This window comes from Lutibacter sp. A64 (assembly GCF_022429565.1).
Lineage (GTDB): Bacteria > Bacteroidota > Bacteroidia > Flavobacteriales > Flavobacteriaceae > Lutibacter.
In genome coordinates this window covers 1662425-1682247 of the sequence record NZ_CP092487.1, presented here as the reverse complement: position 1 = coordinate 1682247, position 19823 = coordinate 1662425, and the positions used below count along the sequence as shown (strand labels likewise).

Below are 19823 nucleotides of genomic sequence, written 5' to 3'. Positions count from 1 at the left end.
AAATGTCAGTTAGAAAATTAAAACCAATAACACCAGGTCAGCGTTTTAGAGTAGTAAATGGGTTCGACACCATAACTACTGATAAGCCGGAGAAAAGTTTACTTGCTCCGAAAAAAAAATCTGGAGGTCGAAACAGTGGAGGGAAAATGACAATGCGCCATATTGGTGGAGGTCATAAACAGAAATACCGTATTATAGATTTCAAAAGAAATAAAACGGGTATTCCTGCTACAGTAAAAACTATAGAGTACGATCCAAATCGTACTGCATTTATTGCCTTAGTTGCTTACAGGGATGGTGAAAAGCGTTATATTATTGCTCAAAACGGTTTAAAAGTTGGGCAAACAGTAATTTCTGGTGAAGGAGCTACTCCTGATGTTGGAAATGCAATGTTATTAAGCCAAATACCTTTAGGAACTACAATTTCTTGTATAGAATTACGTCCTGGTCAAGGAGCTGTTTTAGCACGTAGTGCTGGTTCTTTTGCACAGTTAATTGCTAGAGAAGGCAAATATGTAACAGTTAAATTACCATCAGGTGAAACAAGATTAATTCTTGTTACTTGTATGGCTACAATTGGTGTAGTATCAAATTCAGATCATCAATTGTTAGTTTCTGGTAAAGCTGGTAGAACACGTTGGTTAGGAAGAAGACCAAGAGTTAGACCAGTAGTAATGAATCCTGTCGATCATCCAATGGGTGGTGGTGAAGGTAAGTCTTCTGGAGGACATCCAAGATCTAAAAATGGTATACCTGCAAAAGGTTTCAAAACTAGATCTAAGACTAAGGCGAGTAATAAATATATTTTAGAACGTAGAAAAAAATAATTAGATATGGCACGTTCATTAAAAAAAGGACCTTACGTTTTTCATAAACTTGAGAAGAAAGTACAAGATAAAATTGAAACTGGAAATAAAGCAGTAATCAAAACATGGTCAAGAGCCAGTATGATTACTCCAGATTTTGTTGGACAAACAATTGCAGTTCATAACGGACGTCAGTTTGTACCAGTTTATGTAACTGAAAACATGGTAGGGCATAAATTAGGAGAATTTTCACCAACACGTTCATACAGAGGACACGCTGGTGCAAAAAATAAAGGTAAAAAATAGTAGGTAATCATGGGAGTTCGAAAAAAATTAAGAGCACAGCAGATAAAAGAGGAGAAGAAGCAATTAGCTTTTGCTAAGCTTACAGGTTGTCCTACATCACCAAGAAAAATGCGTTTGGTAGCGGATTTAGTTAGAGGAGTAGAAGTAGAAAAAGCACTTCAAATCTTAAAATTTAATTCAAAAGAAGCATCTATTAATCTTGAAAAATTATTGTTAAGTGCAATTGCAAACTGGCAAGCTAAAAATGAAGATTCAAATATAGAAGATGCAGGTCTATTTGTAAAAGAAATTTTTGTAGACAGCGCAGGAATGTTAAAAAGACTAAGACCAGCACCGCAAGGTCGCGCACATCGTATTAGAAAACGTTCTAATCATGTGACTTTAGTTTTAGGAAGTAAAAATGTAAGCAATTAATCATAAGTAGAAATGGGACAAAAAACAAATCCAATAGGAAATCGTTTAGGAATTATCAGAGGATGGGATTCTAACTGGTATGGAGGAAGAGACTACGGTGATAAATTAGCTGAAGATGATAAAATAAGAAGGTATGTACATGCCCGATTATCAAAAGCAAGTGTTTCAACTGTAATTATAGAGCGTACACTTAAACTTGTAACCGTTACTATCACTACTGCTAGACCTGGTATTATTATTGGGAAAGGTGGTCAAGAGGTAGACAAGTTAAAAGAAGAGCTTAAAAAAATTACTGGTAAAGAAGTACAAATTAATATTTTCGAAATTAAGCGTCCAGAATTAGATGCAAGATTAGTAGCTGCAAGTATCGCTCGTCAAATTGAAAACAGAATTTCATACAGAAGAGCAATTAAAATGGCTATCGCTGCAACTATGAGGATGAATGCAGAAGGTATTAAAATACAAATATCAGGTCGTTTAAACGGAGCTGAAATGGCACGTTCTGAACATTATAAAGATGGAAGAATCCCTCTTTCAACATTTAGAGCTGATATAGACTATGCACTTGTTGAAGCTCATACTACATACGGACGTTTAGGCGTTAAAGTATGGATTATGAAAGGCGAAGTTTATGGAAAAAGAGAATTATCACCATTAGTAGGTCTTTCTAAAAAACAAGGAAAGGGCGGTAATGATAGAGGAAATTCTAAAAGACCACAAAATCGTAGAAGAAAATAAATTTTTAAAATTTAGAAGTTAAAAATGTTACAGCCAAAGAGAGTTAAATATCGTAAAGTACAGAAGGCGAAAGGGAATATGACTGGAAATTCTCAAAGAGGACATCAACTTTCCAATGGAATGTTTGGTATTAAATCTTTAGAACAAAACCTACTTACTTCTCGTCAAATTGAGGCAGCTCGTATTGCAGCTACGCGTCATATGAAAAGGCAAGGACAATTGTGGATAAAAATATTTCCGGACAAGCCTATTACTAAAAAACCATTAGAAGTACGTATGGGTAAAGGTAAAGGTGCTCCAGAATATTTTGTAGCAGTTGTAAAGCCTGGTAGAATTATGTTTGAAGTTGGAGGTGTTCCTGCAGATGTTGCAAAAGAAGCCTTACGTTTAGCAGCACAAAAACTACCTGTTAAAACAAAGTTTGTTGTAGCTAGAGATTTTGATAACGCTTAATAACCGATTAAGAAAATGAAACAATCAGAAATTATAGAATTATCAACTGAAGAGTTACAAGAACAACTTGGAAGTTTAAAGAAAAGTTATACAGATCTTAAAATGGCTCATTCAATTTCGCCGTTGGAAACTCCACTGCAATTGAGAGTACTTAGAAGAACTGTAGCGCGTGTAGCTACAGAATTAACAAAAAGAGAATTACAATAATTGTATTCAGTAGTAAAAGATGGAAAAAAGAAATCTTAGAAAAGAGAGAATAGGCGTAGTTTCAAGTAATAAAATGGAGAAATCTATTGTTGTTGCTGAGGTTAAAAAAATGAAGCACCCTATGTACGGAAAATTCGTGTTAAGTACTAAAAAGTATGTTGCACACGATGAGAAAAATGATTGCAATATTGGAGATACTGTTAAAATAATGGAAACACGTCCAATGAGTAAATCAAAACGTTGGAGATTAGTAGAAATCCTAGAAAGAGCTAAATAATTATGTTACAGACAGAATCAAGATTAAGAGTCGCAGATAATACTGGAGCTAAAGAGGTTTTAGTAATAAGAGTTTTAGGAGGAACTAAAAAACGTTATGCTTCTATAGGAGATAAAATTGTTGTAAGTATAAAAGATGCTACACCAAATGGGTCTGTTAAAAAAGGACAGGTTTCTAAAGCAGTAGTTGTTAGAACGAAGAAAGAAATCAGAAGAAAAGACGGATCTTATATTCGTTTTGATGATAATGCATGTGTATTATTAAATGCTGATACTGAAGATATGAAAGGAACTCGTGTATTCGGTCCTGTAGCAAGAGAACTTCGTGAAAAACAATTTATGAAAATTGTATCATTAGCACCTGAAGTGCTTTAATAAATTATAAGAGATGAAATTAAAGATAAAATCAGGAGATACTGTTAGAGTAATGGCAGGAGACCATAAAGGAGAAGAAGGGAAAGTTGTTACAATTTTTCCAAATAAAAACAGAGCGATTGTTGAAGGTGTTAATATGATATCTAAACATTCAAAACCTAGTGCGCAAAACCCACAAGGAGGTATTGTGAAAAAAGAAGCTTCAATTCATATATCTAACTTAATGTTACTTGAAGGAGATAACGTTACTAAAGTTGGTTATAGAGTAGAAGGTGATAAAAAAGTTAGGTTCTCTAAAAAATCTGATAAAGCAATTTAATTATGGCTTATATACCAAGACTTAAAGAAGAGTATACCAGTAGAGTTGTAAAAGCACTTACTGAAGAATACAGTTACAAAAACATTATGCAAGTACCTAAATTACAAAAAATTGTAATTAGTAAAGGTGTTGGTGCAGCTGTAGCTGATAAGAAATTAATTGATTATGCCGTTGATGAATTGACTACTATTTCTGGTCAAAGAGCAGTATCAACTGTATCTAAAAAAGACGTTGCAGCTTTTAAATTACGTAAAGGTGTGCCAATTGGTGCAAAAGTAACTTTACGTGGTACTAAAATGTACGAATTTTTAGACAGGTTAGTAACTGCATCTTTACCTCGTGTAAGAGATTTTAACGGAATCAAAGCAAATGGTTTTGATGGTAGAGGAAACTACAATTTAGGAATTACTGAACAAATCATTTTCCCAGAAATTGATATTGATAAAGTAAACAAAATTGGAGGTATGGATATTACATTTGTAACATCTGCCAATACTGATAAAGAAGCAAAATCATTATTAAGTGAATTAGGTTTACCATTTAAAAAGAATTAAGGAATGGCTAAAGAATCAATGAAAGCCCGTGAGGTTAAAAGAAAAAAGTTAGTTGCTAAATATGCTGAAAAACGTAAAGCTTTAAAAGAAGCTGGAGATTATGAAGCATTGCAAAAATTACCGAAAAATGCATCACCAATACGTGTGCACAATCGTTGTAAATTAACTGGAAGACCAAAAGGGTACATGAGACAATTTGGTATTTCACGTGTAACATTCCGTGAAATGGCAAACCAAGGTTTAATACCAGGAGTTAAAAAAGCTAGTTGGTAAAATTTTAAATAATTGGTTTTAGGTTCGTTGCAGAGTGCAAGGAAAACCGAAACCGTAAATTAATAGATTATGATTACAGATCCAATCGCGGACTATCTAACTAGAGTTAGAAATGCAATTATGGCAAGTCATAGAGTCGTTGAAATTCCGGCTTCAAAAATTACTAAAGAAATAACTAAAATTCTTTTTGATCAAGGTTATATTTTAAGTTATAAATTTGATGATGCAGGTTTCCAAGGTACTATAAAAATTGCCCTAAAATATGATAAAGCTACAAAAGCTTCTGTTATAAAAAAATTACAACGTATAAGTACACCAGGTTTACGTAAATATGTTGGAGCAAATGATATGCCTCGTGTATTAAACGGACTAGGTATTGCTATAGTGTCTACATCTAAGGGTGTAATGACAAATAAACAAGCTCGTGAAGAGCATGTTGGTGGAGAAGTTTTATGTTACGTATATTAATAAAGAACTAAACAAAGATGTCAAGAATAGGAAATAATCCAATTGCTTTACCAGAAGGAGTTACATTTGATATTAAAGATAATGTAGTTACTGTAAAAGGTAAATTGGGAGCGTTAACGCAAGAAATTAAAGATGATATTACTGTTAAAGTTGAAGACGGTTCAATTGTAGTTGAACGTCCTTCAGATAGTAAAAGCCATAAAGCAAAACATGGTTTATACAGATCTTTATTAAATAATATGGTAAAAGGTGTTTCACAAGGATGGACTAAAGAGTTAGAACTTGTTGGTGTTGGTTATAGAGCTAGCAACCAAGGTCAAGTTTTAGATTTAGCTTTAGGTTTTTCACATAATATAATTATTGATGTGGCTCCAGAAGTAAAAGTTGAAACTGTTTCAGAAAAAGGGAAAAACCCTATCGTAAAATTAACTTCATTCGACAAACAACTTGTTGGTGCTGTTGCTGCAAAGATTCGTTCTATGCGTAAACCAGAACCATACAAAGGAAAAGGAGTTAAATTTGTAGGAGAAATATTAAGAAGAAAAGCAGGTAAATCTGCATAATAAGTTTATTATATTATGGCATTATCAAAGCTTGAAAGAAGAGTAAGAATTAAGCATAGAATTAGAAAAATTGTTTTCGGTACGGCTACTAAACCTAGATTATCTATATTTAGAAGCAATAAAGAAATATATGCTCAATTAGTAGATGATAATAATGGTACTACTCTAGTATCAGTATCATCAAGAGATAAAGATATTGAGGCTACAGGTTCAAAAATAGAAGTTTCAAAAATAGTAGGAAAAGCTATTGCAGAAAAAGCTTCTAAAGCTGGAATCGAAGCTGTTGCATTCGATAGAAATGGATTTTTGTATCACGGTAGAGTGAAGGCTCTAGCAGACGCTGCAAGAGAAGCAGGTTTAAAATTTTAGTAAATTATGTATCATAAATACAAAAACGTAGAAAGAGTAAAACCTAGCGGGTTAGAACTTCAAGATCACCTAGTAGGTGTACAAAGAGTTACTAAAGTAACAAAAGGGGGTAGAGCATTTGGATTTTCAGCTATTGTTGTAGTTGGAGATGGAAATGGAGTTGTTGGACACGGATTAGGTAAGTCTAAAGATGTTGCATCAGCAATTGCTAAAGCAATTGAAGATGCTAAGAAAAATTTAGTAAGAATTCCAATTATTAAACAAACATTACCTCACGAACAAAAAGGTAAATTTGGAGGAGCAAGAGTATTTTTAAAACCAGCTTCACACGGTACAGGAGTTATTGCTGGTGGTGCAGTACGTGCGGTACTTGATTCTGTTGGAGTACATGATGTACTTTCAAAATCACAAGGATCATCTAACCCACATAACGTTGTAAAAGCTACATTTGATGCTTTATTACAATTACGTAGTGCTAGTATGATTGCAAAAGAAAGAGGAATTTCTTTAGAAAAAGTATTTAAAGGATAAAACAAGGAGTACGATGGCAAAAATTAAAGTAACACAAGTTAAAAGTAAAATTAGACGTCCTCAGAATCAAAAAAGAACTCTTGAGGCACTAGGTTTACGTAAGATTGACCAAGTAGTTGAACATGAGGCTACTCCAGCAATCCTTGGAATGGTAAATACAGTTAAACACTTAATTTCTGTTGAAGAAGTTAAATAACATTTTATAAAAGATGACATTAAATAACTTAAAACCTGCTGCAGGATCTGTTAAATCTCAGGGCAAAAGAATTGGTAGAGGACAGGGTTCTGGTAAAGGAGGAACTGCAACAAGAGGTCATAAAGGAGCTAAATCACGTTCAGGATATTCTAAAAAAGTTGGTTTTGAAGGTGGCCAAATGCCTTTACAAAGACGTGTACCTAAATTTGGTTTTACTAACATGAATCGTAAAGAATATGTAGGTATTAACTTACATAAACTTCAAGAATTAGTTGACAATGGTAAAATTACAGATACAGTTACATTAGACATTTTAATTGAAAATAGATTAGCTGGGAAAAATGACTTAGTTAAAATATTAGGAAACGGAGAATTAAAAGCTAAATTAAACATAACTGTTCATAAATATACTGCAACTGCAAAAGCTGCAATTGAAAGTGCTGGTGGTACGGCCGAAACGTTATAATATTATATAGATGAAAAAATTTATTCAAACCATTAAAGACATTTGGACTATAGAAGAACTTAGAAATAAGATCCTATTAACACTTGGTTTTATGGCTATCTATCGTTTTGCGGCTCAAGTTCCACTTCCGGGTATTGATATTACTGTTGCACAAGCTGCATTAGAAAATCAAACAAGTGGAGGAGGAATTTTAGGATTACTTGATATGTTTACTGGAGGTGCATTTGCACAAGCTTCAATTGTTGCTTTGGGTATTATGCCTTATATTTCAGCATCAATTGTTGTTCAGTTAATGGGTATTGCAGTTCCTTATTTGCAAAAACTGCAAAAAGATGGTGAAAGTGGAAGAAAGAAAATCAATCAAATCACACGTTGGTTAACTATTGCTATAACAATGGTACAAGGACCTGCATATATTACCAATATTTATCAATTAATCCCAGCTTCAGCATTCTATATTAGCGGAAGTATGTTTTGGATAACTTCAATGGTAATTTTAACTGCTGGAACTGTATTTGCAATGTGGTTAGGTGAAAAAATTACCGATAAAGGTATTGGTAATGGTATTTCATTATTAATTATGATTGGTATTATTGCACGTTTTCCTGCATCTTTCATTCAAGAAGCTGTATCTAAACTTACAGCATCAAATGGTGGTGCAATTATGATTTTAATTGAATTAATAGTTTGGTTCTTAGTTATAATGGTATGTGTTTATTTAGTAACTGCTGTACGTAGAATTGCAGTTCAGTATGCTAGAAAAACTGTTGCTGGAAACATTAAGAATGTTACAGGTGCAAGAGATTATCTTCCTTTAAAATTAAATTCATCAGGTGTAATGCCAATTATATTTGCGCAAGCAATTATGTTTGCTCCAGCATTATTACAGAGATCTAGTAACGATACTATTAAAGAAATCGGTATTCAGTTCTCAGATATGTTTGGTTTATGGTATAATGTATTATTTGCTATATTAATAATAATTTTTAGTTATTTTTACACCGCGATTACAATACCAACAAATAAAATGGCTGATGATTTAAAAAGAAGTGGTGGATTTATACCAGGTATTAGACCAGGTAAAGATACGGCTGATATGTTAGATAGAGTATTATCATTAATTACTTTTCCAGGTTCTTTATTTTTAGCTTTAGTAGCTATTTTACCTGCAATTGTTGTTAAATTTGGATTAACTCAATCTTGGGCATTATTTTATGGTGGTACTTCTTTACTTATTATGGTTGGGGTTGCAATTGACACTATTCAACAAATAAATTCTCATTTATTAAATCGTCATTATGATGGTTTAATGAAAAAAGGAACAAAAAGAAAAGCAGTAAAATAATGGCAAAACAACCAGCAATACAACAAGACGGAACAATTACAGAAGCATTGTCTAATGCAATGTTTCGTGTAGAGTTGGAAAATGGACACATTGTAACAGCTCATATTTCAGGTAAAATGCGTATGCATTATATTAAATTATTACCTGGAGATAAAGTAAAGTTAGAAATGAGTCCTTATGACTTAACAAAAGCAAGAATTACTTACAGATATTAAAGTATAAACGGATGAAAGTTAGAGCTTCAGTAAAAAAGAGAAGTGCCGAGTGCAAGATTGTGCGTAGAAAAGGCAGATTATATGTAATCAACAAAAAGAATCCTAGATTTAAACAAAGACAAGGATAATTATGGCAAGAATAGCAGGTATTGATATTCCTAAAAATAAAAGAGGTGTTATTGCATTAACATATATTTTTGGAATAGGAAAAAGCAAAGCTAAAGAAATTTTAGCAGCAGCAAAAGTAAACGAAAGTACTAAAGTTCAAGATTGGACTGATGAGGAGATTCACGCAATTCGTGAAGCTGTTGGTACATTAACCATTGAAGGTGAATTACGTTCTGAAATTCAAATAAGCATTAAGCGATTAATGGATATTGGATGTTACAGAGGTATTCGTCACAGATCTGGTTTACCATTAAGAGGTCAAAGAACTAAAAACAATTCTAGAACTAGAAAAGGTAAACGTAAGACTGTAGCTAATAAGAAAAAAGCAACTAAATAATTAAAGGCGTTAGAACATAGTAATTAGAAGTTAGATGAATCTGTTCGAAATAGAAATGTTTAGGATTCTAAAAACTAAGAACTAACAACTAAACTAAAAAATATGGCGAAAGCAAGTTCAAAAAAACGTAAAGTTATAGTTGAAACTGTGGGTGAAGCACACATCACAGCTTCATTTAATAATATTATTATTTCACTTACTAATAAAAGAGGTGATGTAATTTCTTGGTCATCAGCTGGGAAAATGGGTTTTAGAGGTTCTAAGAAGAATACACCTTACGCTGCTCAATTAGCTGCTGAAGATTGCGCACGTGTTGCACATGAAGCAGGTATGAGAAAAGTAAAAGTTTATGTAAAAGGACCTGGTAATGGTAGAGAATCTGCAATTAGATCAATTCACAATTTAGGAATTGAAGTTTCAGAGATTATCGACGTTACTCCATTACCACACAATGGTTGTAGACCTCCAAAGAGAAGAAGAGTATAATTAATTAATATTTTAACAGATAGGAATTTAGATTATCGAAGGATTAGCCTTAATTCATAATCCCTATCATTAACAAAACAAAATGGCAAGATATACAGGACCAAAAACTAAAATTGCTCGTAAATTTGGCGAAGCAATATTTGGAGATGATAAATCTTTTGAAAAAAGAAATTATCCTCCAGGACAACACGGAAACAATAGACGTAGAGGAAAAAAATCTGAATACGCTATGCAATTAGCTGAAAAGCAAAAAGCAAAATATACTTATGGTATTTTAGAAAAACAATTTTCTAATTTATTCAAAAAAGCTTCAGCTTCAACAGGTGTAACAGGTGAAATTTTATTACAACTTTGTGAATCTCGTTTAGATAATGTAGTATATAGATTAGGAATTGCTCCTAGCCGTAGTGCTGCTCGTCAATTAGTTTCTCACCGTCATATTACTGTAAATGGAGAGTTAGTTAGCATTCCTTCTTATTCTTTAAAAGCTGGAGACGTTGTGGCTGTTAGAGAAAAATCAAAATCTTTACTAGCTATTGAAGATTCTTTAGCTAATAGAAATGATGTTTACGAATGGCTTACTTGGAATTCAGATACAAAACAAGGTAATTTTGTTAGTGTACCAGAAAGAATTCAAATTCCAGAAAACATTAAGGAACAATTAATAGTAGAGTTATACTCTAAATAATTTTAAAGATACCAATTCAATTATGGCAATTTTAAATTTTCAAAAGCCCGATAAAGTAATTATGATTGATTCTACCGATTTTAATGGTAGATTCGAATTTAGACCGTTAGAACAAGGTTTTGGACTAACTGTTGGTAATGCTTTAAGAAGAGTGCTTTTATCTTCGTTAGAAGGTTTTGCAATAACATCACTTCGTATTGAAGGTATTGAACACGAGTTTTCTACAGTTAAAGGTGTTGTAGAAGATGTAACCGAAATTATTTTAAACTTAAAACAAGTTCGTTTTAAGAAACAAATTGAAGATTCAGATAGAGAAACTGTAAATGTTTCAATATCTAATCAAGAGCAATTAACTGCAGGAGATTTACAAAAATATATTTCAGGTTTTCAGGTGTTAAATCACGATTTAGTTATCTGTAATATGGAAAAATCTGTTTCTTTAGATTTCGAAATTACAATAGAAAAAGGAAGAGGTTTTGTACCAGCCGAAGAAAATAAAAAATCTGGAGTTGCATTAGGAACTATTTTTACAGATTCTATTTTTACACCAATTATAAATGTAAAATATGCTGTTGAAAACTTCCGTGTAGAGCAAAAAACTGATTACGAAAAATTAGTTTTTGATATTACTACTGATGGATCAATAGCACCTAAGGATGCATTAACAGAAGCAGCTAAAATATTAATTCACCACTTTATGTTATTCTCTGATGAGCGTATTACTTTAGAGGCTGATGAAATAGCACAAACTGAAACATATGATGAAGAATCTTTACATATGCGTCAGTTATTAAAAACAAAATTAGTTGATATGGATTTATCTGTAAGAGCACTAAATTGTTTAAAAGCTGCAGAAGTTGATACATTAGGTGATTTGGTATCATTTAATAAAAATGATTTGATGAAGTTCCGTAATTTCGGTAAAAAATCTTTAACTGAGTTGGACGAATTAGTTCATAACAAAGGTTTAAGTTTTGGAATGGATTTGAGTAAATATAAATTAGATAAAGATTAATTTAAAACTTAGGTTTTAATTAATACAATATATACAGATGAGACACGGAAAGAAATTTAACCACTTAGGAAGACAAACAGCACATAGAAAAGCGATGTTTGCTAATATGGCTTGTTCTTTAATAGAACACAAGCGTATTAATACTACTGTTGCTAAAGCTAAAGCTTTAAGACAATTTGTAGAGCCTCTAATCACAAAATCTAAAGAAGATACTACGCATAATCGTAGAGTTGTATTTAGTTATTTAAGAAGTAAATTTGCAGTTACAGAATTATTTAAAGAAATATCTGTAAAAGTTGCAGATAGACCAGGAGGTTATTTACGTATTATAAAATTAGGTAACCGTCAAGGTGATAATGCTCCAATGGCAATGATAGAATTTGTTGATTATAATACTATTTACAATCCAAATGCTAAAGCTAAAAAGAAAACTACTCGTAGAGGAAGATCTAAAAAAGTTGAAAATGCAGCTGTTGAAACTACAGAGGAAACAAAAAATGATAATTAATGAATTTATTTATCGTTGATTAATAATTTAAGAAGGATAGGCTATTTAATAGTTTATCCTTTTTTTTTATATATTGTCAACTTAACCTTTAAATATTATATTATGAAAATTTTTAGTGTATTACTTTTTATTTTACTTAACTGTTCTTTTAGCATTACAGCTCAAATACCTGATTTTATCGATTATGGAATAGCGAATGGGAAAACTCAATTAATATCAAATTCATTATTTTCTGATGCTAATTCACAAAATAACAAATTTTATTTATTTGAAAAATGGGAGAATAACGCTACAATAGTATTTAATGGTAGTGAATTTTTAATAAAAAATTTAAACTTAGATACCCTTCAAGGTGAATTTGTTTCTCAAATTACTAAAGACTCTTTATTTACTTTTTATAATCTAGATAAAGTTCTTATTTCGGGAAGAAGCTTTGTTAATATTGACAATAAATTTTATGAAAACTTAAACAACGGTAATTCTGATTATATGTTTTTAAAAGAACACTTTATAAAAGAAACTAAACCAGAAGTTCATGTAATTACCAATAAAGTTATAAAACCAGGACAAAAGAAATTAATCTATAACTATTTCTTTTATCTTAAAGATGATTTAATTCAAGTTGAACTAAAGAAAAAAGACATTCTGAAAATTTTTAAATCTAAACAAAATGAAATAGTTTCTTTTGTAAAGAAAAATAAATTGTCATATAAAAAAGAAGAAGATGTCTCTAAAATCTTTAATTATTATTATCAGTTGTAATTAAATTAGTTTTTCATTTGAATTAATATTTTACATCATTAATATAATATTTATATTATTTTTACAAAAAAATAAAAAAATTAAGTAGTACTAAGTATGAAATATAAACAACAAAAAAAAGCAATCTTATTATTAGCTGACGGAACTGTTTTTGAAGGTAAATCTATAGGAAAAGACGGGACTGCTTTCGGTGAAATTTGTTTTAATACTGGAATGACAGGGTATCAAGAAGTATTTACGGATCCTTCTTATTTTGGACAGTTAATGTTAACTACTAATGCTCATATTGGAAATTATGGGGTAAATGCGGATGAAGTAGAATCTGATTCAATAAAAATTTCAGGATTAGTATGTAAAAACTTTAGCTTCAACTATTCTAGAGCTAATGCAGATGGTACTCTTGAAAATTATTTCGAAAAAGAAAATTTAATGGCTATTTCAGACATTGATACACGTGCTGTTGTTAGTTATATTAGAGATAAAGGAGCAATGAATGCCGTAATATCTACAAATCTTGATATTGAAGCTTTAAAAGAGCAATTAATTAGTGTTCCAGATATGAAAGGTCTTGAGTTGGCTTCTAAGGTTTCTACAAAAGAAGCTTATTTTTATGGAGATGAAAATGCACCTTATAAAATTTCAGCTTTAGACTTAGGTATTAAAAAAAATATTTTAAGAAATTTATCTAAACGAGGATGCTATATAAAAGTGTTTCCATACAATGCCACCTTTGAAGAAATGGCAGCTTTTAACCCAGATGGTTATTTTTTATCTAACGGACCTGGAGATCCAACGCCACTTAAAGAAGCTCAAGAGGTAGCAAATGAAATAATTAAACAAAACTTACCTTTATTTGGTATTTGCTTAGGTCATCAAATTATTGCATTGGCTAATGGAATTAATATTTATAAAATGCATAATGGTCATAGAGGTATTAATCACCCAGTTAAAAATGTGTTAACAGGTAAAGGAGAAATAACGTCTCAAAACCACGGGTTTGTTGTAAGTAAAGAAGATGTTGAAGAACATAAAGATTTTGAAATAACACATTTGCATTTAAATGACAATACTTTAGCTGGAATGAAAATGAAAAATAAAAATTGTTTTTCAGTTCAATACCATCCAGAAGCAAGTCCAGGTCCTCATGATTCATCATATCTTTTTGATCAATTTATAGAGAATATACAATCACATAAGAAATAATTTATAAAAGCCACAAATTAAGATAGTTAGTGGCTTTTTTTTTGAATGTAAAGACGAAAACGTTATCGTATAAAAGGTCTCAAAATACGTTTGAGATTAGTCTTTATTTTGTAAATTTGAAGTAGAAAATAATTAAATAAAATAATAGAAAAATGAGTATAATTTTAAGTGTTCATGCACGTCAAATATTTGATTCAAGAGGAAATCCAACTGTAGAAGTTGATGTAGTAACAGAAAATGGTGTTTTAGGTAGAGCAGCAGTTCCATCAGGAGCTTCTACTGGAGAACATGAAGCTATGGAATTAAGAGATGGTGGAAAAGATTATATGGGTAAAGGAGTTCTTAAAGCTGTAAAAAATGTAAATGAAATTATTGCAGAAGAACTTATTGGTACTTCTATCTTTGAACAAAATTTCATCGATCAAACAATGATTGAATTAGATGGAACAAAAAACAAATCTAAATTAGGAGCAAACGCTATTTTAGGTGTTTCTTTAGCAGTTGCAAAAGCAGCAGCTAACGAATTAGAAATGCCTTTATATAGATACGTTGGAGGTGTTAGCGCAAATACATTACCAGTTCCAATGATGAACATCATTAATGGTGGTTCTCACTCAGATGCACCTATTGCATTTCAAGAGTTTATGATTATGCCTGTTGCAGCTAAAAACTTTACAGAAGCAATTAAAATGGGAAGTGAAATTTTCCATAACCTTAAAGGTTTAATTCACGACCGTGGTTTAAGTACTGCTGTAGGTGATGAAGGTGGATTTGCTCCAACTTTTGATGGAACAGAAGATGCAATTGAAACTGTATTAAAAGCAATTGAAAATGCAGGTTATAAACCAGGAGAAGAAGTTAAATTAGCTTTAGACTGTGCTTCTGCAGAATTCTTTATTGATGGAAAATACGATTACACTAAATTCGAAGGAGATAAAGGTGTTGTTAGAACTTCAAAAGAACAAGCTGAATATTTAGCTGAATTAGCGTCTAAATATCCTATTATTTCTATTGAAGATGGTATGGATGAAAATGACTGGGATGGTACTAAATATTTAACTGAATTAATTGGAGATAAAGTTCAATTAGTAGGAGATGATTTATTTGTTACTAATGTAGAGCGTTTAGCTAAAGGTATTGAAAATGGTATTGCTAACTCAATTTTAATTAAAGTTAATCAAATTGGTACTTTAACTGAAACTATAGCAGCTGTAAATATGGCTCACAATGCAGGTTATACTTCTGTAATGTCTCACCGTTCTGGAGAAACTGAAGATAATACAATTGCAGATTTAGCTGTAGCTTTAAACTGTGGTCAAATTAAAACTGGTTCTGCTTCTCGTTCAGATAGAATGGCAAAATACAACCAATTGTTAAGAATTGAAGAAGAATTAGGAAGTGTTGCTTACTATCCACAAGCAAAAGCTTTTAAAGTTCTTTAATCAAAAAGTTTATTTTATTATAAAAAGCTGAGTTTTTACTCAGCTTTTTTGCTTTTGTAACAAAAATATATACAATATTAACAAAACATTATTCAAAATTCTTTTACAATAGTCTAAAAATTATTAAATTCGCTCATAGTGAAAACAAGTTTATTAATTAATATGATATAAATTAAATATGGCAGAAAAAGCAATATTAGAAGTAGGGGGTAAAAAATATGAGTTTCCAATATTGGAGGGAACAGAAAATGAACTTGCCATTGATATTTCAACACTAAGAAGTGTAACTGGAGGAGTTACTACTATTGACAATGGATTTAAAAATACAAGTTCTTGCGAAAGTGCTATTACTTTTTTAGATGGTGAAAAAGGAATTTTACGTTATAGAGGATATTCTATTGAAGAGTTAGCTGAAAAATCAGACTTTTTAGAGGTAGCATATTTGTTAATTTTTGGAGAATTACCTACAAAAGAACAAAATGATAAATTTCACAGAGATATACAAAAAAATTCTTTGGTAGATACAGATGTCCAAAAGATTTTAGATGGATTCCCTAAATCTGCACACCCAATGGGGGTAGTTTCTGCTTTAACTAGTGCATTAACCGCTTTTAATCCAAAAAGTGTAAATGTAGATTCTGAAGAAGAAATGTATAATGCTATAGTTAAAATTTTAGGAAAATTACCTGTTTTAGCTGCTTGGGCTTATAGAAAAGAAGAAGGTTTACCTCTAGAATATGGTGACAGTTCTTTAGGATATGTAGAAAACTTTCTGAAAATGATGTTTGATTTACCAAATGAAACCTATAAATCAAACCCTGTAATAGTAAATGCTTTAGATAAATTATTAATATTACATGCCGATCACGAACAAAACTGTTCAACATCAACAGTTAGAATAGCAGGTTCATCTCACGCAGGTTTATTTGCTTCTATTTCAGCGGGTATTTCAGCTTTATGGGGTAGATTACACGGAGGTGCAAACCAAGCTGTAATTGAAATGTTAGAAGAAATTAAAGCTGATGGAGGTGATTATCAAAAATATATTGAGAAAGCTAAAGATAAAAATGATCCATTTAGATTAATGGGATTTGGACATAGAGTTTATAAAAACTTTGATCCACGTGCAAATATTATAAAAGTGGCTGCAGACGAAGTTTTAGCAGATTTAGGTATTGATGATCCAGTATTAGATATTGCAAGAGGTTTAGCTAAAGTTGCTTTAGAAGACGATTATTTTAAATCTCGTAATTTATATCCTAATGTAGATTTCTATTCAGGTATCATATACAGAGCATTAGGAATTCCAATTCCAATGTTTACAGTTATGTTTGCATTAGGTCGTTTACCAGGGTGGATTGCACAATGGAGAGAAATGCGTTTAAGAAAAGAACCTATTGGTAGACCAAGACAATTATATATTGGTTCTACATTACGACCGTTTGTTCCTGAAGATGAAAGATAAAATATATTATTTTAAATAAATAAGAAAACCTCATATTAATTATGAGGTTTTCTTATTTTTACAGCAAAATATTTTTGAATATGATAAAATTAAATGTTCAGGATGAAACCTCCCGTCTTAGAGCCGTTATATTAGGTACAGCAAAGTCTTGTGGAGAAACCCCTAAAATTGAAGATGCTTACGACCCAAAATCTATAGAACATATTAAAGCAGGAACCTATCCTTTAGAAAAAGATATGGTTATGGAAATGGAAGCTTTAAATGCAGTTTTTGAGAAATATAATGTTAAAGTATTTCGACCAAATATTATAAAAAATTACAACCAAATATTTTCTAGGGATATTGCTTTTGTTATTGATGACAAGTTAATTAAATCTAATATTTTACCAGATAGAGAAAAGGAAATTGAAGCAATAAATTATGTATTAGATACTATTAATCCTGAAAATATTATAACAACATCAGATGATGTTCATTTTGAAGGTGGAGATGTTATGCTTTGGAAGAATTATATATTTATTGGAACGTATACCGGGGCAGATTATGCAGATATAATTACGGCGAGAACAAATATGAAAGGAGTTAATTTTATTAAAGAATTATTTCCTAATAAAATAGTAAAAGCTTTTGAATTGGTAAAATCTAATACCAATGCTAAAAAAAATGCACTTCATTTAGATTGTTGTTTTCAACCAGTAGGAAAAGACAAGGCAATTATTCATAAAGAAGGATTTAAAAATGAAGAAGATTATAATTTTTTAGTAAAATTATTTGGAAAAGAAAATTTGTTTGAGATTTCAGCAGATGAAATGTATCAAATGTTTTCTAATGTATTTTCAATTTCTAATGAAGTGGTTGTTTCTGAAAAAAACTTTTTTAGATTAAATAGCTGGTTACGCGCACAAGGTTTTATTGTTGAAGAAGTGCCTTATGCAGAAATATCTAAACAAGAAGGTTTATTAAGATGCTCAACAATGCCTTTAATAAGAGATAGAGTAAATAAACAACAAGCTTTTAAATTATTAAAAACAAATTAGTTTTAAATAGCCACCTAAAAAAGCAAATTACTAATTGTAAACTTGTAATATGCGTAGTAATGGTAAGGTTATAAAATAGTATAGAGACATGAAACAAATAACAAATTCAATTTTAATGATTCGTCCTGTTTCATTTAGAATGAATGAACAGACTGCTGTAAATAATTACTATCAAAAATTACTTGAAAATATAACACCAGAAAAACTTCAATCAAATGCATTGCAAGAATTTGATAATTTTGTGAAAAAGTTACAATTTATAGGAGTAGATGTTATAGTAGTAAATGATACGAAAGATAATGACACGCCAGATTCAATTTTTCCAAATAATTGGGTGTCTTTTCATCAAAATGGAGATGTTGGTGTCTATCCAATGTTTGCCGAAAATAGACGTTTAGAAAGAAGAGAAGAAGTTTTTGATATTCTTGAAGAAAAAGGATTTGTAATTAATAATATTATGGATTATACTTCAGCAGAAGATGAAGAAGTCTTTTTAGAAGGTACAGGAAGTCTGTTATTGGATAGAATAAATAAAAAGGCATATTGTGCTTTGTCACCAAGAGCAGATGAAGATTTATTTATTGAATTTTGTGAAGATTTTGAATATACACCTGTTCCTTTTATTGCTAACCAAACTATAGATGGCAATCGGCTACCAATTTACCATACAAATGTAATGATGGCTTTGGCTGAATCTTTTGCTATTATTTGTCTAGAAAGTATTGACGATAAAAAAGAGCGTAAAAATGTTTTAAAACATTTAAAAGATGATGGTAAAGAAGTAATTGCAATTACAGAAGCTCAGGTTAATAATTTTGCAGGTAATATGTTACAAGTTTGTGGAAGTAGTAATACCAAATTTATGGTAATGTCAACTTCAGCTTATAATTGTTTGACTAAAAATCAAATAGATAGTATTGAAAAATACTGTAAAATATTACACAGTCCTTTAAATACAATTGAGGCTTGTGGTGGTGGAAGTGCTCGTTGTATGATGGCAGAAGTCTTTCTTCCTAAAAATTAATTAATCATTTATATTTAAAATATTTGGGTTTTCTTTAAATTTGTAATACTCAATAAAACCAAGGTTTTTTAAGTATTTAATTTGTACTTTTAGTTATGCTTTCAATGAAAACAAAATATGGCTTAAAAGCTTTAAGCTACCTTTCTAAACAAGAAATTAATGTGCCAGTTTTAATTTCAGATATCTCTGAGTCTGAGAGTATTTCTAAAAAATTTTTAGAAAGTATTTTATTAACACTTAAAAAAAATGGAATTCTAGCTTCAAAAAAGGGAAAAGGTGGAGGCTATTATTTATTAAAAAAACCAAATGAAATTAAAATTTCTACCATTATTAGAATTTTAGAAGGTCCAATTGCTATGTTGCCATGCGTAAGTTTAAATTACTACGAAAAATGTGATGATTGTACAAGCGAAGAGAGTTGTAGCTTAAACAGACTTATGGTTCAAGTTAGGGATAGTACTTTAAAAATTCTTGAAAATAAAACTCTGGAAGATTTTCACTGTGGCTCTTAATACAATTATAAAAGACTTTAAATAAATAAATTACAATCTTCGCAATCTTTTATTTCACCATAGTAGGTTTCTCTATATTTATGTATTGTTTTTAAAGGTAGTCCTAAAAAATATTTTTTAATATAAGTTACAGTTGTAATTAGTCTTCCCATTTTGGGTGAGTATCTACTTTCTGTTTTTCGTGTTCTTTTTATATAAAGTAATTTCATGTCTTTGTATTATTTTTAACGGTAAATTTATCTGCTGTATAGTATATGTAAAATGAGACTTTTAAAAGTATTTTTTATTATTAATAGAAATTG

The 19823-nt window shown here is 30.7% G+C and carries 33 protein-coding genes; 32 read left to right on the top strand and 1 reads right to left on the bottom strand.

Going from position 1 to position 19823, the window contains the following annotated elements; genetic code table 11:
• Nucleotides 1–2: 2 nt before the first annotated feature.
• The 32 genes from rplB to MKD41_RS06975 all read left to right on the top strand — a co-directional run bounded on the left by rplB (nt 3) and on the right by MKD41_RS06975 (nt 19521).
• Entirely contained in the window at nt 3–827 is an 825-nt protein-coding gene (gene rplB / locus MKD41_RS07130; RefSeq protein WP_240244738.1) for a 50S ribosomal protein L2, read from the top strand.
• Between the two features lie 6 nt (nt 828–833).
• Nucleotides 834–1112, top strand: coding sequence for a 30S ribosomal protein S19 (rpsS, locus tag MKD41_RS07125; protein ID WP_134248801.1), 279 nt, complete (start codon nt 834–836; stop codon nt 1110–1112).
• A 9-nt stretch (nt 1113–1121) separates the two neighbouring features.
• Complete coding sequence (gene rplV, locus MKD41_RS07120; protein ID WP_240244737.1) at nt 1122–1526, top strand: 50S ribosomal protein L22; 405 nt, start codon at nt 1122–1124, stop codon at nt 1524–1526.
• Between the two features lie 12 nt (nt 1527–1538).
• Nucleotides 1539–2264, top strand: coding sequence for a 30S ribosomal protein S3 (rpsC, locus tag MKD41_RS07115; RefSeq protein ID WP_240244736.1), 726 nt, complete (start codon nt 1539–1541; stop codon nt 2262–2264).
• Nucleotides 2265–2288: 24 nt separating this feature from the next.
• A complete protein-coding gene (rplP, locus tag MKD41_RS07110) occupies nt 2289–2717 on the top strand; it encodes a 50S ribosomal protein L16 (protein ID WP_240228367.1) in 429 nt (142 codons plus the stop codon).
• A 15-nt stretch (nt 2718–2732) separates the two neighbouring features.
• Nucleotides 2733–2924, top strand: coding sequence for a 50S ribosomal protein L29 (gene rpmC / locus MKD41_RS07105; protein ID WP_240244735.1), 192 nt, complete (start codon nt 2733–2735; stop codon nt 2922–2924).
• A 19-nt stretch (nt 2925–2943) separates the two neighbouring features.
• The gene (gene rpsQ, locus MKD41_RS07100; protein WP_240244734.1) at nt 2944–3201 is read left to right on the top strand and encodes a 30S ribosomal protein S17; all 258 of its coding nucleotides are present in this window, start codon (nt 2944–2946) and stop codon (nt 3199–3201) included.
• A 2-nt stretch (nt 3202–3203) separates the two neighbouring features.
• Nucleotides 3204–3575 (top strand): 50S ribosomal protein L14, encoded by a 372-nt coding sequence (gene rplN / locus MKD41_RS07095; RefSeq protein ID WP_134248807.1) that lies wholly within the window; start codon nt 3204–3206, stop codon nt 3573–3575.
• Nucleotides 3576–3588: 13 nt separating this feature from the next.
• Nucleotides 3589–3894, top strand: coding sequence for a 50S ribosomal protein L24 (gene rplX / locus MKD41_RS07090; RefSeq protein ID WP_240244732.1), 306 nt, complete (start codon nt 3589–3591; stop codon nt 3892–3894).
• A 2-nt stretch (nt 3895–3896) separates the two neighbouring features.
• Nucleotides 3897–4448: a 50S ribosomal protein L5 gene (gene rplE / locus MKD41_RS07085; protein WP_240244731.1), complete on the top strand. Its 552-nt coding sequence runs from the start codon at nt 3897–3899 to the stop codon at nt 4446–4448.
• A gap of 3 nt (nt 4449–4451) precedes the next feature.
• A complete protein-coding gene (rpsN, locus tag MKD41_RS07080) occupies nt 4452–4721 on the top strand; it encodes a 30S ribosomal protein S14 (protein WP_240244730.1) in 270 nt (89 codons plus the stop codon).
• Nucleotides 4722–4790: 69 nt separating this feature from the next.
• Nucleotides 4791–5189 carry a 30S ribosomal protein S8 gene (gene rpsH / locus MKD41_RS07075; RefSeq protein ID WP_240244729.1) on the top strand — a complete coding sequence of 133 codons (399 nt, stop codon included), beginning with the start codon at nt 4791–4793 and terminating at the stop codon, nt 5187–5189.
• A 17-nt stretch (nt 5190–5206) separates the two neighbouring features.
• A complete protein-coding gene (rplF, locus tag MKD41_RS07070; protein WP_240244728.1) occupies nt 5207–5752 on the top strand; it encodes a 50S ribosomal protein L6 in 546 nt (181 codons plus the stop codon).
• 15 nt (nt 5753–5767) lie between these two features.
• Nucleotides 5768–6121, top strand: coding sequence for a 50S ribosomal protein L18 (gene rplR / locus MKD41_RS07065; protein ID WP_240244727.1), 354 nt, complete (start codon nt 5768–5770; stop codon nt 6119–6121).
• Between the two features lie 6 nt (nt 6122–6127).
• Nucleotides 6128–6652 carry a 30S ribosomal protein S5 gene (gene rpsE / locus MKD41_RS07060; RefSeq protein ID WP_240228358.1) on the top strand — a complete coding sequence of 175 codons (525 nt, stop codon included), beginning with the start codon at nt 6128–6130 and terminating at the stop codon, nt 6650–6652.
• A 13-nt stretch (nt 6653–6665) separates the two neighbouring features.
• Nucleotides 6666–6848 carry a 50S ribosomal protein L30 gene (gene rpmD, locus MKD41_RS07055; protein ID WP_240244726.1) on the top strand — a complete coding sequence of 61 codons (183 nt, stop codon included), beginning with the start codon at nt 6666–6668 and terminating at the stop codon, nt 6846–6848.
• A 13-nt stretch (nt 6849–6861) separates the two neighbouring features.
• Nucleotides 6862–7314 carry a 50S ribosomal protein L15 gene (rplO, locus tag MKD41_RS07050; RefSeq protein WP_240244725.1) on the top strand — a complete coding sequence of 151 codons (453 nt, stop codon included), beginning with the start codon at nt 6862–6864 and terminating at the stop codon, nt 7312–7314.
• Nucleotides 7315–7324: 10 nt separating this feature from the next.
• Nucleotides 7325–8659 carry a preprotein translocase subunit SecY gene (gene secY, locus MKD41_RS07045; RefSeq protein WP_240244724.1) on the top strand — a complete coding sequence of 445 codons (1335 nt, stop codon included), beginning with the start codon at nt 7325–7327 and terminating at the stop codon, nt 8657–8659.
• The gene (gene infA / locus MKD41_RS07040) at nt 8659–8874 is read left to right on the top strand and encodes a translation initiation factor IF-1 (protein ID WP_068206835.1); all 216 of its coding nucleotides are present in this window, start codon (nt 8659–8661) and stop codon (nt 8872–8874) included. The genes secY and infA overlap by 1 nt, the downstream gene beginning before the upstream one ends.
• 11 nt (nt 8875–8885) lie before the next feature.
• Nucleotides 8886–9002: a type B 50S ribosomal protein L36 gene (gene ykgO / locus MKD41_RS07035; RefSeq protein ID WP_073370549.1), complete on the top strand. Its 117-nt coding sequence runs from the start codon at nt 8886–8888 to the stop codon at nt 9000–9002.
• Nucleotides 9003–9004: 2 nt separating this feature from the next.
• Nucleotides 9005–9379 carry a 30S ribosomal protein S13 gene (rpsM, locus tag MKD41_RS07030; RefSeq protein ID WP_240244723.1) on the top strand — a complete coding sequence of 125 codons (375 nt, stop codon included), beginning with the start codon at nt 9005–9007 and terminating at the stop codon, nt 9377–9379.
• A gap of 102 nt (nt 9380–9481) precedes the next feature.
• Complete coding sequence (rpsK, locus tag MKD41_RS07025; RefSeq protein ID WP_134248819.1) at nt 9482–9865, top strand: 30S ribosomal protein S11; 384 nt, start codon at nt 9482–9484, stop codon at nt 9863–9865.
• An 82-nt stretch (nt 9866–9947) separates the two neighbouring features.
• Nucleotides 9948–10553, top strand: coding sequence for a 30S ribosomal protein S4 (rpsD, locus tag MKD41_RS07020; RefSeq protein WP_240244722.1), 606 nt, complete (start codon nt 9948–9950; stop codon nt 10551–10553).
• A gap of 22 nt (nt 10554–10575) precedes the next feature.
• Nucleotides 10576–11568 (top strand): DNA-directed RNA polymerase subunit alpha, encoded by a 993-nt coding sequence (locus MKD41_RS07015; RefSeq protein ID WP_240244721.1) that lies wholly within the window; start codon nt 10576–10578, stop codon nt 11566–11568.
• A gap of 37 nt (nt 11569–11605) precedes the next feature.
• Complete coding sequence (gene rplQ, locus MKD41_RS07010; RefSeq protein ID WP_240244720.1) at nt 11606–12076, top strand: 50S ribosomal protein L17; 471 nt, start codon at nt 11606–11608, stop codon at nt 12074–12076.
• A 102-nt stretch (nt 12077–12178) separates the two neighbouring features.
• Nucleotides 12179–12838 (top strand): hypothetical protein, encoded by a 660-nt coding sequence (locus MKD41_RS07005; protein WP_240244719.1) that lies wholly within the window; start codon nt 12179–12181, stop codon nt 12836–12838.
• A gap of 96 nt (nt 12839–12934) precedes the next feature.
• The gene (gene carA / locus MKD41_RS07000) at nt 12935–14041 is read left to right on the top strand and encodes a glutamine-hydrolyzing carbamoyl-phosphate synthase small subunit (RefSeq protein WP_240244718.1); all 1107 of its coding nucleotides are present in this window, start codon (nt 12935–12937) and stop codon (nt 14039–14041) included.
• Between the two features lie 152 nt (nt 14042–14193).
• Nucleotides 14194–15483 (top strand): phosphopyruvate hydratase, encoded by a 1290-nt coding sequence (eno, locus tag MKD41_RS06995; protein ID WP_240244716.1) that lies wholly within the window; start codon nt 14194–14196, stop codon nt 15481–15483.
• A 178-nt stretch (nt 15484–15661) separates the two neighbouring features.
• On the top strand, nt 15662–16948 hold the full coding sequence (locus tag MKD41_RS06990; RefSeq protein ID WP_240244715.1) for a citrate synthase: 1287 nt from the start codon (nt 15662–15664) through the stop codon (nt 16946–16948).
• 80 nt (nt 16949–17028) lie between these two features.
• Nucleotides 17029–17985 (top strand): dimethylarginine dimethylaminohydrolase family protein, encoded by a 957-nt coding sequence (locus MKD41_RS06985; protein WP_240244714.1) that lies wholly within the window; start codon nt 17029–17031, stop codon nt 17983–17985.
• An 88-nt stretch (nt 17986–18073) separates the two neighbouring features.
• A complete protein-coding gene (gene ctlX / locus MKD41_RS06980; protein ID WP_240244713.1) occupies nt 18074–19009 on the top strand; it encodes a citrulline utilization hydrolase CtlX in 936 nt (311 codons plus the stop codon).
• 95 nt (nt 19010–19104) lie between these two features.
• A complete protein-coding gene (locus MKD41_RS06975) occupies nt 19105–19521 on the top strand; it encodes an RrF2 family transcriptional regulator (protein ID WP_240244712.1) in 417 nt (138 codons plus the stop codon).
• A gap of 17 nt (nt 19522–19538) precedes the next feature.
• On the opposite strand, the gene MKD41_RS06970 is transcribed toward MKD41_RS06975, so the two are convergent.
• Nucleotides 19539–19730 carry a hypothetical protein gene (locus tag MKD41_RS06970; RefSeq protein WP_240244711.1) on the bottom strand — a complete coding sequence of 64 codons (192 nt, stop codon included), beginning with the start codon at nt 19728–19730 and terminating at the stop codon, nt 19539–19541.
• Nucleotides 19731–19823: the final 93 nt, after the last annotated feature.

Coding starts and splice junctions, on each gene's coding strand:
- MKD41_RS06985 (WP_240244714.1), top strand. CDS start 17,029: ATGATAAAATTAAATGTTCAGGATGAAACCTCCCGTCTTAGAGCCGTT.
- rpsM (WP_240244723.1), top strand. CDS start 9,005: ATGGCAAGAATAGCAGGTATTGATATTCCTAAAAATAAAAGAGGTGTT.
- rpsC (WP_240244736.1), top strand. CDS start 1,539: ATGGGACAAAAAACAAATCCAATAGGAAATCGTTTAGGAATTATCAGA.
- rplX (WP_240244732.1), top strand. CDS start 3,589: ATGAAATTAAAGATAAAATCAGGAGATACTGTTAGAGTAATGGCAGGA.
- ctlX (WP_240244713.1), top strand. CDS start 18,074: ATGAAACAAATAACAAATTCAATTTTAATGATTCGTCCTGTTTCATTT.
- carA (WP_240244718.1), top strand. CDS start 12,935: ATGAAATATAAACAACAAAAAAAAGCAATCTTATTATTAGCTGACGGA.
- MKD41_RS07015 (WP_240244721.1), top strand. CDS start 10,576: ATGGCAATTTTAAATTTTCAAAAGCCCGATAAAGTAATTATGATTGAT.
- rplE (WP_240244731.1), top strand. CDS start 3,897: ATGGCTTATATACCAAGACTTAAAGAAGAGTATACCAGTAGAGTTGTA.
- rpsD (WP_240244722.1), top strand. CDS start 9,948: ATGGCAAGATATACAGGACCAAAAACTAAAATTGCTCGTAAATTTGGC.
- rpsN (WP_240244730.1), top strand. CDS start 4,452: ATGGCTAAAGAATCAATGAAAGCCCGTGAGGTTAAAAGAAAAAAGTTA.
- MKD41_RS06970 (WP_240244711.1), bottom strand. CDS start 19,730: ATGAAATTACTTTATATAAAAAGAACACGAAAAACAGAAAGTAGATAC.
- eno (WP_240244716.1), top strand. CDS start 14,194: ATGAGTATAATTTTAAGTGTTCATGCACGTCAAATATTTGATTCAAGA.
- rplQ (WP_240244720.1), top strand. CDS start 11,606: ATGAGACACGGAAAGAAATTTAACCACTTAGGAAGACAAACAGCACAT.
- rpsQ (WP_240244734.1), top strand. CDS start 2,944: ATGGAAAAAAGAAATCTTAGAAAAGAGAGAATAGGCGTAGTTTCAAGT.
- MKD41_RS06990 (WP_240244715.1), top strand. CDS start 15,662: ATGGCAGAAAAAGCAATATTAGAAGTAGGGGGTAAAAAATATGAGTTT.
- rplV (WP_240244737.1), top strand. CDS start 1,122: ATGGGAGTTCGAAAAAAATTAAGAGCACAGCAGATAAAAGAGGAGAAG.
- rpmD (WP_240244726.1), top strand. CDS start 6,666: ATGGCAAAAATTAAAGTAACACAAGTTAAAAGTAAAATTAGACGTCCT.
- rpsH (WP_240244729.1), top strand. CDS start 4,791: ATGATTACAGATCCAATCGCGGACTATCTAACTAGAGTTAGAAATGCA.
- rplP (WP_240228367.1), top strand. CDS start 2,289: ATGTTACAGCCAAAGAGAGTTAAATATCGTAAAGTACAGAAGGCGAAA.
- rpsS (WP_134248801.1), top strand. CDS start 834: ATGGCACGTTCATTAAAAAAAGGACCTTACGTTTTTCATAAACTTGAG.
- rpmC (WP_240244735.1), top strand. CDS start 2,733: ATGAAACAATCAGAAATTATAGAATTATCAACTGAAGAGTTACAAGAA.
- rpsE (WP_240228358.1), top strand. CDS start 6,128: ATGTATCATAAATACAAAAACGTAGAAAGAGTAAAACCTAGCGGGTTA.
- rpsK (WP_134248819.1), top strand. CDS start 9,482: ATGGCGAAAGCAAGTTCAAAAAAACGTAAAGTTATAGTTGAAACTGTG.
- MKD41_RS07005 (WP_240244719.1), top strand. CDS start 12,179: ATGAAAATTTTTAGTGTATTACTTTTTATTTTACTTAACTGTTCTTTT.
- MKD41_RS06975 (WP_240244712.1), top strand. CDS start 19,105: ATGCTTTCAATGAAAACAAAATATGGCTTAAAAGCTTTAAGCTACCTT.
- rplR (WP_240244727.1), top strand. CDS start 5,768: ATGGCATTATCAAAGCTTGAAAGAAGAGTAAGAATTAAGCATAGAATT.
- ykgO (WP_073370549.1), top strand. CDS start 8,886: ATGAAAGTTAGAGCTTCAGTAAAAAAGAGAAGTGCCGAGTGCAAGATT.
- rplB (WP_240244738.1), top strand. CDS start 3: ATGTCAGTTAGAAAATTAAAACCAATAACACCAGGTCAGCGTTTTAGA.
- rplN (WP_134248807.1), top strand. CDS start 3,204: ATGTTACAGACAGAATCAAGATTAAGAGTCGCAGATAATACTGGAGCT.
- infA (WP_068206835.1), top strand. CDS start 8,659: ATGGCAAAACAACCAGCAATACAACAAGACGGAACAATTACAGAAGCA.
- rplO (WP_240244725.1), top strand. CDS start 6,862: ATGACATTAAATAACTTAAAACCTGCTGCAGGATCTGTTAAATCTCAG.
- rplF (WP_240244728.1), top strand. CDS start 5,207: ATGTCAAGAATAGGAAATAATCCAATTGCTTTACCAGAAGGAGTTACA.
- secY (WP_240244724.1), top strand. CDS start 7,325: ATGAAAAAATTTATTCAAACCATTAAAGACATTTGGACTATAGAAGAA.